The organism is Psychromonas antarctica, from assembly GCF_022267535.1.
GTDB lineage: Bacteria > Pseudomonadota > Gammaproteobacteria > Enterobacterales > Psychromonadaceae > Psychromonas > Psychromonas antarctica.
Genome location: NZ_JAHNZV010000011.1, coordinates 1 through 14,189 on the forward strand (window position 1 = coordinate 1; position 14,189 = coordinate 14,189).

Consider the following 14,189-nt stretch of genomic DNA (forward strand, 5'->3'; position numbering starts at 1 on the left):
GCCAGAGGTTGAATCACCTTGTTCGACGTTGGCCAATGAGGGAATTTCCCCGTAGATAATCGTTTGGTCATCAGCCAAAAACCAGTGCCGTCATAAGCAAGTGCTCGTATCATGGTTTTATTACGGTTAATAAAAACAAACAATGTCCCTGATCGAGGTTCGGCCAATAATCTGCTGCGGCAAACGGCAGCGAGACCATCAATCCCTTGACGAAAATCGGCGGGCTTGGTAGCCAATAAAATGTGAGTGTCGGCGGTTAAATGGATCATGATTTCATTTCCTGGATCATTGCAGTGATCAGACTCAAGGAAATATCACCGCAAAGGGTAAGTTGCTCGCCATGACGAAAATGCAGTTCCAAATTGAGTGATTTATGTTGTACGCTTGAAGAAAGCGGAAGGTGAACGAATGGAGCAGGTTTATTCACCACTTGAAGTGACTCTGTCCACTGTTTTAGCTGAGTACCGCTGATTCGTAATGCCGAAGTAATTCGGCTAGAAGAATAATTATCTAGCAATGCGACCGCTTGTTGACGTAAAAGGGCTGGTGTTTGACGTCCATTTTTATGGTGACGCCACTGCTCAAATGCAGTAATAACGCTACTAAGTTGCTCTGGATTTGACATAATTAAGTCCTGATGGATGAGTTACCCGTATTAAATCAGAACAAAAAATGGAAGTTGAGCTACGCTGCCGTAAGCTCACGCATTATAAACCAGCGGTTTTCATTTGCACTGTGACAAGGGTATTCAAAATAAAATGACTTATGGCGCTTTTATTCTATAACGCTTCGAATACCATTCCCCGCTTGTGTACCAAAATCATCGCCTATTTTAGAGGCTTTATTACATTATTCTATGTAGTTCACACCACGCCAGTCATCACCTACAACACAATCATTATTATTTGCAAATGCAGTCCAGCTTTTATTTACAAATTGAATATCGCCGACTTCATCGATGACAACAATATGTTCAGTAATTGAGTCAAGAACTAGACTTAAAAACGCGTACGTATTCTCCATGCTAAGCCTCATTACTCATAAGATAACAACACACTACAATATTGAATAAAAGTGTACTTTCATTATTACGGGCAGTGGGTAAATAAGCAAATGCTGTAGCATTTTTTGTAGTACACCTTTGACAGATAAACGGTATAATATAGATAGTTTTTTTCTTTACTTTAGAGGCCTTTGTTATGTTTTATCGAATAATGCGCAGTTTTTTATTTATGTTTAATCCCGAGAAAGCACATAATTTATCATTAAAGCAGCTTAAATTAACGCACGGTACGATTTTGGATCTCTTTTATCGCCAAAAAGTACAGCAGCGTCCGGTTGAAGTGATGGGATTAACATTTCCTAATTCGTTGGGGTTAGCTGCTGGTCTTGATAAAGATGGTGAATGTATCGATGCTTTCGGTGCAATGGGGTTTGGTCATATTGAAGTCGGTACGGTAACACCCGTTGCTCAACCGGGTAATGCATTACCGAGATTATTTCGGGTATTAGAATCAGAAGGCATTATTAACCGCATGGGGTTTAATAATCGCGGCGTAGATAATTTAATTGCCAATATAAAAGAGAGTGATTTTGAAGGCGTGATTGGCATTAATATCGGCAAAAACTTCTCTACACCAGTAGAAGAAGGAAAAAATGATTATTTACTCTGTATGGATAAAGTTTATCCCTATGCAGGTTATATTGCGGTCAATATTTCATCCCCTAATACTCCTGGATTACGCTCATTACAGTATGGTGAAGCACTCGATGATCTATTAGATGCCTTAAAAACACGTCAAACAGAGCTCCAAGAAAAGTATAATAAATACGTGCCTATTGCACTCAAAGTGGCTCCTGATTTAAGTGATGAGGAAATTGCAGCTATTGCGTTATCGTTGCTTAAATATAATATAGATGGCTTAATTGCAACTAATACAACGCTTGACCGTGAAATAATTAAAGGCATGTCACATGCCGGTGAAGCTGGTGGTTTAAGTGGCCGTCCACTGCAAAGCAAAAGTACACTTGTGATTGCAAAATTTGCCGCGCACCTCAAAGGTCAGATCCCTATTATTGGTGTAGGGGGTATTGATGGCGTGATAGCGGCTAAGGAAAAAATAGATGCCGGTGCAAGTTTGGTACAAATTTATTCTGGTTTTATCTATCACGGCCCACAGTTGGTTAAACAGATAGTTAATAATATTTAGTAGCAAAGACAACAATAAAAATAAAAAAGGCAACTCAGTGAGTTGCCTTTTTTAATAGGGCAGATGCGTTAAGGAAGATTAGTCTTCTTTTACGGCACGTAGAATAACAAATTTTTGATTTTCAGATACCAGTTCACAATTCCCAAAAATACGCTCTAACTTATCTTGGTAATCGAGATGACGATTGCCCACGATAACCAGCTCTCCGCCATCGACTAAACAGAAACGCGCATCATTAAACATGCTCCAAGCAATATTGTCAGTAATCGCTTGTTGCTGATGAAAAGGGGGGTTACATAGGATAAGATCGTAGGTTTTGGGCTTAAAACCAACTAGTCCATTATTAACCACAAAGCGAGCATTTTCACTTTGATCTTCAGGCAAGTTCTTGGCCATATTAATACGGGCAGAGTCAATCGCCATATAAGATTCATCAATAAAAGTGACTTGTGCATTAGGGTAAGCCTCTGCCGCTGCCATACCCACAATACCGTTACCACAACCTAAATCAACAACTTTAGAGAAGGGGCCTTCCGGTAAGTTATCCATTAAAAAACGGCCACCGATATCAAGATGGTTACGTGAAAATACGTTCGCATGATTATGGATTTTCCACTGTTGTTTTTCAATTTCCCAAGTAATAGCTATCTCTTTTTCGGGAATGTTTTGTTGTTCAACTAAACTGAAAATTAAGCGTGATTTCTTTTTAGCCAGTGATGTTTTAGTGCTGCCAATATACTGTTCAAAAAGCGCAAGTGTGGAGTTATGAATCATATTCACTTTACCCGCAGCCACAATAATGGTTTCAGGGGTGATTACTTCACGCAATTTTTGCAAGAGAAATTCAAGATAAGAGAGTGTTTTAGGGATCTTAATTAACACTATTTTCACATTGCTTGGAAAGTTTTGTAAGCTGTCTTGGACAACAATATTCTCTTCCGAGCAATTATTACGCTGCATATTAAGTTTAATTGAGCTCAGGGAAATGTAAGAGTCGGAAATAGCTGTGCGTTCGATTTCTTGAAAATAACAACTTAATGCGCCAAAACTATCATTGATTAATAGCATTTGCTCATCAGCGCCAAGATGTTTCCCAAGCTCATTATCAGTAAAGTAGTTAATCAGGTATTCATCAGCAGAATCCCATGCTTGTAACGTTTCTTGCTTGTTTCTTGGATGACGATGCAGAACCAGTGTTTGTTCTGCAATGTTCAATGTTTCATTCATAGAATTTTTGCCTAAATAAGTGTAATAAAGTAATAATAATTCATTTTAACTTGCTTCGGCACTTTAGGAAATTGATATTATCCACATACAAATAATTACTTTAATGGAGCGTTATTTTGTTCAATATACGAACATACTTTAAGAATAATAAAAAAATACTACCGAGCTTATTGGTTCTTTTCAGTTTAACCGCTTGTGATGGGATTTTTGAGTCAATTATCGATGACTTGGAATCTATGGAAGACGCTGTTTGCGAGACTGACACCACCACCGTTGACTTCAAAAGAGTGGGTTATTGGAATGGTAATGATAGGGATAATCTAGATGATGTAGATTATTCACAGTTAACATATCTTTTTTATACTTATTTGACAGTTAATGCAGATGGGAGTCTAAACGATTTTGATGTTGATGAAGAAATGGAGGGTTTTATTTCAGACGCTCGCACGGCAGGAGTCACTGTTGGGATTTCTATTGGCGGACCTGGTTACGCTAGTACTTTTGAAACTATTGCTAACTCTTCCTCTATTACTAGTACATTTGTAAATAATGTTATTACGTTCCTTGAAGATAATGATCTTGAAGGGGTTGATCTGAATTGGCAGACACCATCGGATGATGAAGGAGAGCTTTTTGAAGATTTAGTGGAAGATCTCTCCGAGGCGTTATGGGATGACGGTTATTTTTTTAGTATATCGGTTATTTCCGGCGTCGGTGATGATGAAGATCTTGCAGACGTGATTGACCGCTCGGTGTTTGATTATGTAGATTTTGTAAATGTTAGGGCTTTTGATACGGATAATAGTGATGATCTCCACTCATCTCAGCAAGATGCCATTGATGCCATTGATTATTGGACTGGACGTTGTCTTATTCAAAATAAATTAGTCCTTGGTATCCCCCTTTATTCGGCTGGCGATAGTGTCGACACTTACGCTGACATTATTGATTTCAAACGTGCAGATGCTTGTACAGATGAAAGTCAAGATCGCAATTATAATGGTATTCCAACAGTTATCTATAAAACCAATTATGCACTGAGCTATGCAGGTGGTGTGATGCTCATGTCACTTGAGGAAGATACTTATAAGGACAGTTTACTTGAGTATTCATTATTGAATGTGATGAGTGAAACCGCATTAGGTGAGACAGTGACTCTCTGCGACTGAGATTCTTTATTCTATGCGCCGGATTAATACTAAAAACGACGGCGCAAATCCACTGTGATTTCCTTCTGTTTTTGGTGTGATAGCGTCTTGGTTTGTACATTTCTAGCTGTAATTGTGTGGGTTTATTTTTCTGGAGTGAAAATCATATTTGATTTGTCCGGGGGTCTTTGTTTATTTGAATTTAATTTTACCCCATGCCTTTATAGTGAATGAAAAATTACTTATTGCAGCGCTTTATGTGATCCATAAATTCATTTGATTATTTGCCATGCTATGTGCTCTAACTATTCATTATCTATAATGATCAAGGGTTTAATAAATAAAAAATGACTATTTTCTCTAATTACTAATTATTGCTGGTGTAACAGCATAATGAATGAGTTTTGCCACTGAAACTATTCAACTGGGTGTGGAGTCAGGTTATGCACCATTTGAAATCAAAAAGCTAGATGATTTACTGGCAGGTTTTGATATCGATTTGCTAATAAAATTTGTAAACGCATCGAAGTACAGTACAGTTGAATTGAGAGTGACTTTCAGCTGTTGCTGAAAGCGGAAAAAATAGATGTGATTTTATCTTCTATGTCGTTAACGCCTGTACGACAAGAAAAGATTGCCTTCTTAACAACTTTTGTAGCATAGGTGATGTTCGCAAGGTTATACACAGAAAGTGAGGTGACATATTCTCAAGATCGAAACGACAATCGGGGGTGTATATACAGATAATCAAATGCCACTTTTTTTTGTGACAAAAGCGGAGCATAATAGCCCCTCTTTTTTTCTCCCTACTTTTTAAGGTGTTAATTCATGCCCATTAAAACAAGCTTGTTAGAGCGAAGTAACTCTGCATGTGAACTCTGTAGTGCAACTGATAATCTTTCTGTTTATGCCGTACCACCAGCCTCAGAGCCAAATTCAGATAAATCGGTATTAGTATGTGACACTTGTTTATCACAAATAGAAAAAAATAGTGAACTCGATAATAACCATTGGCGTTGTTTAAATGACAGTATGTGGAGTCAAGTACCTGCTGTACAGGTAACCGCATTTCGCATGTTAACGCGTTTAGCTAAAACTGAAGGCTGGGCGCAAGACTTGCTTGATATGATGTATATGGAAGACGAACAGAAAGCTTGGGCTGATTATGGTGTTGCCGCTGATAATATTGAGGCTGTAGCGCCTACCCGTGATTCAAACGGTAGTGTTTTAGTCGCTGGTGATAACGTTACATTAATTAAGGATTTAGATGTCAAAGGCGGTAATTTCACCGCTAAACGTGGTACCCCGGTACGTAATATCGCATTAACGGATAATCCTGAGCATATTGAAGGGCGGGTAAATGGTGTGCGCATTGTTTTATTAACATGTTATCTTAAGAAAATGCCTGTATTTGAAGATTAAAATGGCTAACCGCTAACCTCATAAGTGCTTTGTGCTTTTTTAACCCATATTGTGATTTACCAGAGAAACTCTAAAGGTAATTACAGGTGGGTTTTTTTATACTTGTCCGTTTATCACAGTCATTTCATAGCAGTAAAAAAGCGTAAGTTGGCTGAGGCGTCTTTTTACAGTCATTAACGAACCCGTTAACGGCTGTAAAAAAAGGGCAATAAAACGGTATTGCTCTGCCATTTTCGTTTATGCTAGTTATCTCTTTTTTCTGTTTTTTGCTTTAGCTCGACGGATAGCTGCCGGCGTGTTTTCTTCTTTTTTACGCGCGATCATTTGGTTGCGCTCTTGCGTCGCTTTATAACGGCTTTTCTTAAGAGGCTGATCGGATTGGTTGTTGTACTGAGCGGGTAGTTCGCTGTCCAATTCATAACCGGGATAAACAATGCGCTCAAATTTACGACCTATCAAGGTTTCAATATTATCTAAAAACTGTTCATCTTTAGGGCTCACTAATGAAATCGCGGCACCAGTTTTACCTGCGCGGCCGGTGCGGCCAATCCTATGAATATAATCTTCAGCTAAAAACGGTAAGTGGAAATTCACCACATGGGGCAGATTTGGAATATCTAAACCGCGCGCTGCGACATCAGTTGCGACAAGCACGCGGACGCTACCTTCAGTAAATTTTTCAATCGCTTTGTTGCGTGCACCTTGGGTTTTATCGCCGTGACATAAAGCAGCTTTTATACCATCAAGCTGGAGTTCTTTTGCCAATAAGTTTGCACTCTCTTTTGTACCTGCAAATACGAGCACCTGCTTCCAGTTTTTGACGCCGATAAGTTCTGAGAGTAGCTCTCGTTTTCGTGTTTCTGATACCCAATAAACTTGTTGTTTTACTTTGCCAGAGGTGGAGTTTTGTGGCGAGATATCCAGCGTTTTCGGCGTGTTTAATAACTGTTTCGCTAAGGTTTTTACCTTGTTGGAAAAAGTGGCCGAAAACATTAATGTTTGATGCTTTTGCTTGATCACATCCATTAATTGTTCAATATCTTTTAAAAAGCCCATATCCAACATTCGATCAGCTTCATCTAAGACCAAATGCTTTACATGGGAAAGATCGACATTTCTTAAGGTAACATGTTCAAGTAGTCGGCCGGGGGTAGCGACCAAAATATCAACGCCACTTTTAAGCATTTTTGTTTGCGGGCCGACATTGACGCCACCACATACAACGCCTGAACTCAGTGGTAAAAATTCACTGTACTCTTTGATGTTGTTAGCGACTTGCAGGGCTAGCTCACGTGTTGGCGTTAAAATAAGCGCTCGGATAGTGGTATTATTAGCTTTTTTGTCACTCAAGCTTTTAGCCACGAGATCTAAAATAGGTAGAGCGAAAGCGGCTGTTTTACCCGTCCCTGTTTGTGCACTTGCGAGCAGATCCGAACCACTACGAATAAGCGGGATAGCTTGTTGCTGGATAGGGGTTAGGTTTTTATAACCACACGCTTTTACCGCTTTTAATAATTCCGAAGATAAACCTATCGCATCAACACTCATCAGACCACCACTTATTCAAATAACGTAAACAAAAATTAAGGGCGCGAGTATAACAGTACCAATGGCGATAGCAGTTAATAATATTTAAAAATATCCCAACTTCTTATTGTTAGACCATTAAGCGGCGAATTATTGATTAGTTACCATTTTCCAGATAATCTACTCTTTAATGTTGGTTGTTTTATGTGCAATATGTCCTACAACTATCAACATTAAGGGGATCAATATGAAAATGATCCGATCAACTGTTACCGCGTTGTCACTTTATTGGCGCTTGGTATTGCAGGTTGTTCGCCTAGCTCGCACATAGAAACGAATTATTTAACGTTACCAAGGCTTTTTCATTATACGAAATAACCTCCTACCTATGCGGCAATAACCGCAGGCTATCTCGCATTGCTTTTTTGCTGAACAATTTTTGGCTGTTTTTATGGTTGCGGTCATTATTGGCGGTTATGTGGCGTATTATTTTACATTGAGAGTTTTATCTACAATCACGCTTTGGCCTACAAGATCGCAATTATAAAATACAGATAAGACGCTGCTTATAATAGAATCGTTTTTTATTCACTATAAAGGCTCGGTTATGGAACTGATTTTCTCGCTGCTACAGCAACTTAGTGTGTATTTAGTTATCGCTTATCTACTCAGTAAAACACCGCTGTTTATGCCTTTGACCACGGTGTCCGGCCATTTGTCTCAACGCATCGCTTGTTATGTTGTATTTAGTCTGTTTTGTATTCTTGGGACCTATTTTGGCCTGTCCATTGAAAATGCAATTGCCAATACGCGCGCTATTGGCGCTGTGATGGGCGGCTTACTCGGCGGTCCCTTAGTTGGATTTGCGGTGGGATTAACAGGGGGACTTCATCGCTATTCAATGGGCGGTTTTACAGACACAGCTTGCGCCATATCAACCACGGCCGAAGGCTTATTGGGCGGGTTAATTCATAGCTATTACGTGCGTCGTGGTTTAGTGGATAGAATATTCCAACCGAGTGTCGCATTTGTTATTTTATTGCTTGCTGAAATGATGCAAATGTCCATTATACTGATTGTTGCAAAGCCATTTGATCTTGCATTACATCTGGTACAAGCGATTGCTTTACCGATGATAGTTGCTAATGCGTTTGGCGCAGCACTGTTTATGAGTATTATCCAAGATAGAAAAGCGATTTATGAGAAATACTCAGCTGCTTTTTCAAGTAAAGCCTTAAAAATAGCAGAGCGCTCTGTGGGAATTTTAAGCCAAGGGTTTAATCAACAGAGTACTAAAGAGATAGCACAGATTATCTATGAGGAAACGGGGGTTGGAGCAGTATCTATTACCGATAGAGAAAAAATCCTCGCCTTTATTGGGATTGGTGCGGATCATCATCTGCCAGGCACCACTATCTCTTCTGATTTTACCAAGCAAGCGATTGAGAATTGTGAACTGATCTATGCTGACGGTTATGAAATTCCCTATCAATGTTCACTGCATAATAAATGTAAATTAGGATCCGCATTGATTATTCCGTTGCTTGGCGGCGAAGATAAAGTACTTGGTACGATTAAGCTTTATGAGCCTAAACAAAAACTGTTTTCCACTATCAATTTAACATTGGGTGAAGGACTGGCCAAGTTATTATCTAACCAGATCTTAACTGGACGATATATCGAACAGCAGCGATTATTAATGCAATCTGAGTTACGGCTGTTACAAGCGCAGGTTAATCCCCATTTTCTGTTCAATGCATTAAATACTATAAGCGCAGTTATCCGTCGAGATCCCAATAAAGCTCGAGACCTTATTCAACAGCTGTCACTATTTTTTCGTTGTAATCTTAAAAACAATATCGAGTCAGTGACAATTAAAGAGGAACTTGCACATATTCGTGCCTACCTTGAAGTGGAACTAGCACGTTTTTCGGATCGCTTGCAGGTTGAATTTTTAGTGGATCCGAATCTTTTGAATCTGCTGGTACCGACATTTACATTACAACCTCTAGTGGAAAATGCGATTAAACACGGTACGGCAACGTTATTAGAAAATGGAAAAATAGAAATTAAGGGTGAATTAATCACAAGGAAAGAGCAAAAATTTGTGCTGTTGCAGGTTATTGATAATGCGGGTACTTACCAGCTAAAAGAAAATGACAGTGGACTTGGTTTACAAATTGTCGATAAGCGTCTGAAAAACCGATTTGGAGAGTTATACGGTTTGCAAATGCTTTGTGAACCGGGGATATCTACGACAGCCAAACTACTTTTCCCACTAGTTGAAAATAGGGTGATATAGGCAATGCTAAAAGCAATTGTTATTGATGATGAATTATATGCTCGAGAAGAATTAATTGCGTTATTAAAAGAAACGCAGCAAATTGAAATTGTGGCATCTTGTCATAATGCGATTGAGGGGCTGCAGAAAGTAAACTGCTTAAAACCCGATGTTATTTTCTTGGATATTCAGATGCCACAAATAAGTGGCTTAGAAATGCTGAGCATGCTTGATCCTGATACGATGCCAAAGGTTGTGTTTGTCACGGCTTACGATGAATATGCACTAAAAGCCTTTGAAGATAATGCCTTTGATTATATTTTAAAGCCAGTGGAACCATCGCGGTTAGCGATCACACTGACGCGTTTAAAGTCTATTGTTGGGCCGACTGATTTCACTCCACTGTTGCAAAAACAGCTAGAATTAATCCCTTGTGCAGGCTATAACCGCATTTTATTACTTAAACCCGAGGAGATAGAACTCGCTTATTCTGATCAATCGGGTGTGCATGTGATCTGCAGTGCGGACTTGAAAAATGTAAATTCAACCACTTGTTCGCTTAGTTTAAAAGTACTTGAAGAAAAAACTTGCTTGATCCGCTGTCATCGTCAGTATTTAGTCAATCCCACTGCCATTCGTGAAATCAAGCTGTTAGATAACTCTTTGGCTGAAATTATTACCTGTAATGGCGCTATTGCACCCGTTAGCCGACGTTATTTAAAAGCATTAAAAGACCGTTTTTCTCTTTCATAGAGAGCATCCGCTGCACTTTAATCAGATTGACGCAAAACCACTCAAGGTTTGCAGCTGCCGTTTAATCTCCTATATGACCACTGCCTTTTTTAAAGAGTGAAGCTGTCACTATAACGGGTAGAGTGCTACCCATAACAGTTTGCTCAGACATTACACCTATCAAAGCTGTTATCCCTTTTATAATGTGAACAATGGAGAGAATAATATGCTTTGGTTTCTGTTTTGTGTGGCTCTTTTACTCGGTGGATACTTTATCTACAGCAAAATAATAGAAAAGGTTTTCGGCATTAAAACGCAGCGCACAACGCCTGCTTATAGTAAGCAAGATGGTGTCGATTTTGTGCCAATGAGTAAAAACAAAGTTTATCTGGTGCAGTTACTCAATATTGCTGGTGTTGGTCCAATATTTGGCCCTATTATGGGCGCATTATATGGGCCTGCCGCTATGTTATGGATAGTACTGGGTTGCGTGTTCGCTGGTGGCGTGCATGACTATTTTTCGGGTATGTTATCGATACGTAATGGTGGGGCATCTGTTCCCACTATTACCGGTAAATACTTAGGTCAAGGGGCAAAACATTTTATGAATATATTTGCTCTGATCTTGTTATTACTGGTCGGGGTGGTATTCGTTTCTGCTCCTGCTGGCATGATAACAAATTTAGTCAATCAACAGACTGACTTAGCGATGCCGATGATTACCATGGTGGTGATAATTTTTGCTTATTATATGATAGCGACCATTGTGCCGATTGATAAAATTATTGGTCGTTTCTATCCTTTTTTCGGTGCTTTATTAGTATTTATGTCGGTTGGCCTGATCGTCGCATTAGTATTCTCAAGCGAGCATACTTTATTGGGTGATTATGAAATAAGCCAGATGTTCAGCAATATGAATCCCAATGATATGCCATTATGGCCTGCGCTGTTTATTACTATCGCATGCGGAGCGATTTCAGGTTTCCATGCGACACAATCTCCATTAATGGCGCGCTGCCTTGAAAATGAAAGTAATGGTCGTTTCGTCTTTTATGGCGCGATGATAGGTGAAGGGATTATCGCACTTATTTGGTGTGCGCTGGCTCTCTCCTTCTTTGGCTCTGTTGGGGCATTATCCGAGGCAGTGAGTGCAGGTGGACCTGGTGCCATTGTTTATAATACTTCAATCGGTTTATTGGGTGGATTCGGTGGCATTGTGGCTTTTCTCGGCGTGGTTATTTTACCAATCACATCAGGTGATACTGCATTTCGCTCGAGCCGTTTGATCCTTGCTGAATATTTCAATTTGGGACAAAAATCTGTTCGCAACCGTTTGTTAATGGCGATGCCTTTGTTTGTTCTAGGGGCAATATTAACCCAAGTTGATTTTGGTATTATCTGGCGTTATTTTGGTTTCGCCAACCAAACAACAGCAGTAATGATGTTATGGACTGCATCTGCTTATCTACTTCGTCATAATAAATTCCATTGGATTAGCACCGTGCCAGCTATGTTTATGACTACAGTATGTATCACATTTATCCTCAATAACAGTACGCTAGGGTTTGGCTTGGCGATGAATATCTCAACGGCTGTTGGTATCTTTGCTATGTTAATGATCACCACTTACGTCATTAAACGTTCGCAAGGTAAGCATATTGAAGATGAGCCGGTTGAGACAAGCACTGTAGGTAAAAAGAGCATAGAAGTGAAAGTGTAGCGTTATGCGGGGAAAACCTACATTTTGACAAAGCTGTAAAAATATTGAGGGCTATTCGAATGATGAATAGCCCTTTTTTACAAAGAAATAAGCAGTATGGAAAATCCTACTAACGTTATATATGCACTCTATTTATAAAAAATTGCTTTATTTATAGACAACTAACATTAGTATTTTGCTGATTGTTGTACGATAATTAACGGCAAGACTATTTAATGAATGGGGTAATTAATGGATATTTCCGGAACATCGAATCTTAGTAATCAGTCAACAGCGTTATATCGCAATGAACCAAATAGTTCAACTCTAGAGTCTATAGCGGTCCAAAATCAGCAACAATCTCAAAGTGTTGATAAAGTGACAACTGAGCAACCAGTACAAAAAACTATAAAATTAAATCAAGATATTGTTAATGAGCGTGTATCTGAGCATCAGTCATTATCTTCAGGAAATATGATGGCTGCGGATGAAGCGGTTGGTAGTTTAATTGATGTGCGTGTTTAATTTTTTGTATTGATGAATATATCGGCGAATAGTGGCCTACTACAAGTTTTAAACCGAACCCCTGTTTTACTAAATAAGACAGAGGCTTCTAATATTGCGTCCGATCATTCTGTTACTAAAACTAATCCAATAACATCAAGTACTCCTCCTGTAGCTGAAATTTCAGATATTTCTTCGCAAAGTTCTGATAAAAATATAACTTACGATAGAGCCATCAATAAGCGATCAGAAAATAGCGATTTAGGTAGGGAAAATAGTCAGCAAAGCGATAGTCCTAACAGTATTGAGTCGCAAAATCCACAGTCAACAGAGAGAAACGTAACAAAAGAAGACCAGCCTGATGGTGGTGATCAGGCGCAATACAGTGATCTTGAATTAAAACAGATTAGCAATTTAAAATCACGTGATACAGAAGTAGAGGCTCATGAAAGAGCTCATTCAGCTGTTGGCGGGCAGCATGCAGGATCACCTAGTTATAGCTATCAGACTGGACCAGATGGGGTGAAATATGCTGTCTCGGGGGAGGTTTCAATTGACACATCACGAGTGCCGAATGATCCGCAAGCAACATTGCGTAAAGCCACTCAGATTAAAGCGGCTGCATTAGCACCCGCTGAACCTTCGAGTCAAGATAAGCGTGTCGCAGCTAAGGCGGATCAAATAGCCGCCCAAGCTCGCAGTGATATTTTTCAAGAGCAACAAGGGAATGGCCGTAAAACAAATATATCAACGGCTAATTATGAAACCTCTGTGCCGGAACATTTTGCAAGTCATCAATATTTGGCTGAGGACAATTTAGCCAAGGACAATGATATACAGAAAGAATTAAATGTGCGTATTCAACAGATTAAAAACCTTTACCAAAATTCGTCAACGGATAAAATCCGAACGACTTTTCAGACGGAAATATAGATTTTTACAAAACGTTATTGTTTTTTGAAAAAGAGTTTGACTTGTATCGCTTAATCTATATAATTCAACACAGCAAAAAGAAAGCCTCTTGTTTACATTCTCCATAACGTTGTTTTATTAATAATACCTCGCTCTGTAGTTTTTAAGTTCCAGTCTGTTTTTACGCTATTCAGCCTTTAAAGGCAATTTAAATTACAATTTTAGGATATTATTATGTCAGAGAAAGTACAAGGAACCGTTAAGTGGTTCAACGAAGCAAAAGGTTTTGGTTTTATCGAGCAAGCATCTGGTCCAGATGTATTCGCTCACTTTAGTGCAATTGCTAGCGAAGGTTTTAAAACTTTAGCTGAAGGCCAAAAAGTAGAATTCACTGTTAGCCAAGGCCAAAAAGGTCCTCAAGCTGATAGCATCGTAGCGATTTAATTCACTATGATCTCTTAGCTCCGATATGGCGCTAAATGAACGTTATAAATGGTAATCCTTTGGGACTACCATTTTTTTTGCTT

The 14,189-nt window shown here is 39.1% G+C and carries 14 protein-coding genes; 9 read left to right on the forward strand and 5 right to left on the reverse strand.

The window, feature by feature from the left end; translation table 11 throughout:
* The 3 genes from tnpB to KSO91_RS04755 form a co-directional block, all read right to left on the reverse strand.
* The coding region (gene tnpB / locus KSO91_RS04745; RefSeq protein WP_238741801.1) for an IS66 family insertion sequence element accessory protein TnpB at window positions 1-269 on the reverse strand (269 nt) is incomplete at its 3' end.
* Window positions 266-625 carry a hypothetical protein gene (locus tag KSO91_RS04750; protein WP_238741802.1) on the reverse strand — a complete coding sequence of 120 codons (360 nt, stop codon included), beginning with the start codon at window positions 623-625 and terminating at the stop codon, window positions 266-268. The genes tnpB and KSO91_RS04750, both read right to left, overlap by 4 nt.
* 224 nt (window positions 626-849) lie before the next feature.
* A complete protein-coding gene (locus tag KSO91_RS04755) occupies window positions 850-1,023 on the reverse strand; it encodes a hypothetical protein (RefSeq protein WP_238741803.1) in 174 nt (57 codons plus the stop codon).
* Window positions 1,024-1,199: 176 nt separating this feature from the next.
* Here KSO91_RS04755 and pyrD point away from each other — a divergent pair, with 176 nt between their 5' ends.
* Window positions 1,200-2,210 carry a quinone-dependent dihydroorotate dehydrogenase gene (gene pyrD / locus KSO91_RS04760; RefSeq protein WP_238741804.1) on the forward strand — a complete coding sequence of 337 codons (1,011 nt, stop codon included), beginning with the start codon at window positions 1,200-1,202 and terminating at the stop codon, window positions 2,208-2,210.
* Between the two features lie 78 nt (window positions 2,211-2,288).
* On the opposite strand, the gene KSO91_RS04765 is transcribed toward pyrD, so the two are convergent.
* The gene (locus KSO91_RS04765) at window positions 2,289-3,437 is read right to left on the reverse strand and encodes a methyltransferase (protein ID WP_238741805.1); all 1,149 of its coding nucleotides are present in this window, start codon (window positions 3,435-3,437) and stop codon (window positions 2,289-2,291) included.
* Window positions 3,438-3,553: 116 nt separating this feature from the next.
* On the opposite strand from KSO91_RS04765, the gene KSO91_RS04770 reads away from it, so the two are divergent.
* The gene (locus KSO91_RS04770; RefSeq protein ID WP_238741806.1) at window positions 3,554-4,606 is read left to right on the forward strand and encodes a glycosyl hydrolase family 18 protein; all 1,053 of its coding nucleotides are present in this window, start codon (window positions 3,554-3,556) and stop codon (window positions 4,604-4,606) included.
* A gap of 807 nt (window positions 4,607-5,413) precedes the next feature.
* On the forward strand, window positions 5,414-6,007 hold the full coding sequence (locus KSO91_RS04775; protein WP_238741807.1) for a PhnA domain-containing protein: 594 nt from the start codon (window positions 5,414-5,416) through the stop codon (window positions 6,005-6,007).
* Window positions 6,008-6,253: 246 nt separating this feature from the next.
* Here KSO91_RS04775 and KSO91_RS04780 read toward each other — a convergent pair whose 3' ends face one another.
* Window positions 6,254-7,555 (reverse strand): DEAD/DEAH box helicase, encoded by a 1,302-nt coding sequence (locus KSO91_RS04780; RefSeq protein ID WP_238741808.1) that lies wholly within the window; start codon window positions 7,553-7,555, stop codon window positions 6,254-6,256.
* 586 nt (window positions 7,556-8,141) lie between these two features.
* Between KSO91_RS04780 and KSO91_RS04785 the strand changes: the two genes are divergently transcribed.
* The 6 genes from KSO91_RS04785 (at window position 8,142) to KSO91_RS04810 (ending at window position 14,106) form a co-directional block, all read left to right on the forward strand.
* A complete protein-coding gene (locus tag KSO91_RS04785; protein WP_238741809.1) occupies window positions 8,142-9,836 on the forward strand; it encodes a sensor histidine kinase in 1,695 nt (564 codons plus the stop codon).
* A 3-nt stretch (window positions 9,837-9,839) separates the two neighbouring features.
* Complete coding sequence (gene btsR, locus KSO91_RS04790; RefSeq protein ID WP_238741810.1) at window positions 9,840-10,568, forward strand: two-component system response regulator BtsR; 729 nt, start codon at window positions 9,840-9,842, stop codon at window positions 10,566-10,568.
* 205 nt (window positions 10,569-10,773) lie between these two features.
* Window positions 10,774-12,267, forward strand: a complete 1,494-nt coding sequence (locus KSO91_RS04795; RefSeq protein WP_238741811.1) for a carbon starvation CstA family protein — start codon at window positions 10,774-10,776, stop codon at window positions 12,265-12,267.
* Window positions 12,268-12,498: 231 nt separating this feature from the next.
* On the forward strand, window positions 12,499-12,771 hold the full coding sequence (locus KSO91_RS04800) for a hypothetical protein (RefSeq protein WP_238741812.1): 273 nt from the start codon (window positions 12,499-12,501) through the stop codon (window positions 12,769-12,771).
* A gap of 12 nt (window positions 12,772-12,783) precedes the next feature.
* The gene (locus KSO91_RS04805; RefSeq protein ID WP_238741813.1) at window positions 12,784-13,683 is read left to right on the forward strand and encodes a putative metalloprotease CJM1_0395 family protein; all 900 of its coding nucleotides are present in this window, start codon (window positions 12,784-12,786) and stop codon (window positions 13,681-13,683) included.
* A 213-nt stretch (window positions 13,684-13,896) separates the two neighbouring features.
* Complete coding sequence (locus KSO91_RS04810) at window positions 13,897-14,106, forward strand: cold-shock protein (protein WP_238741814.1); 210 nt, start codon at window positions 13,897-13,899, stop codon at window positions 14,104-14,106.
* Window positions 14,107-14,189 lie beyond the last annotated feature (83 nt).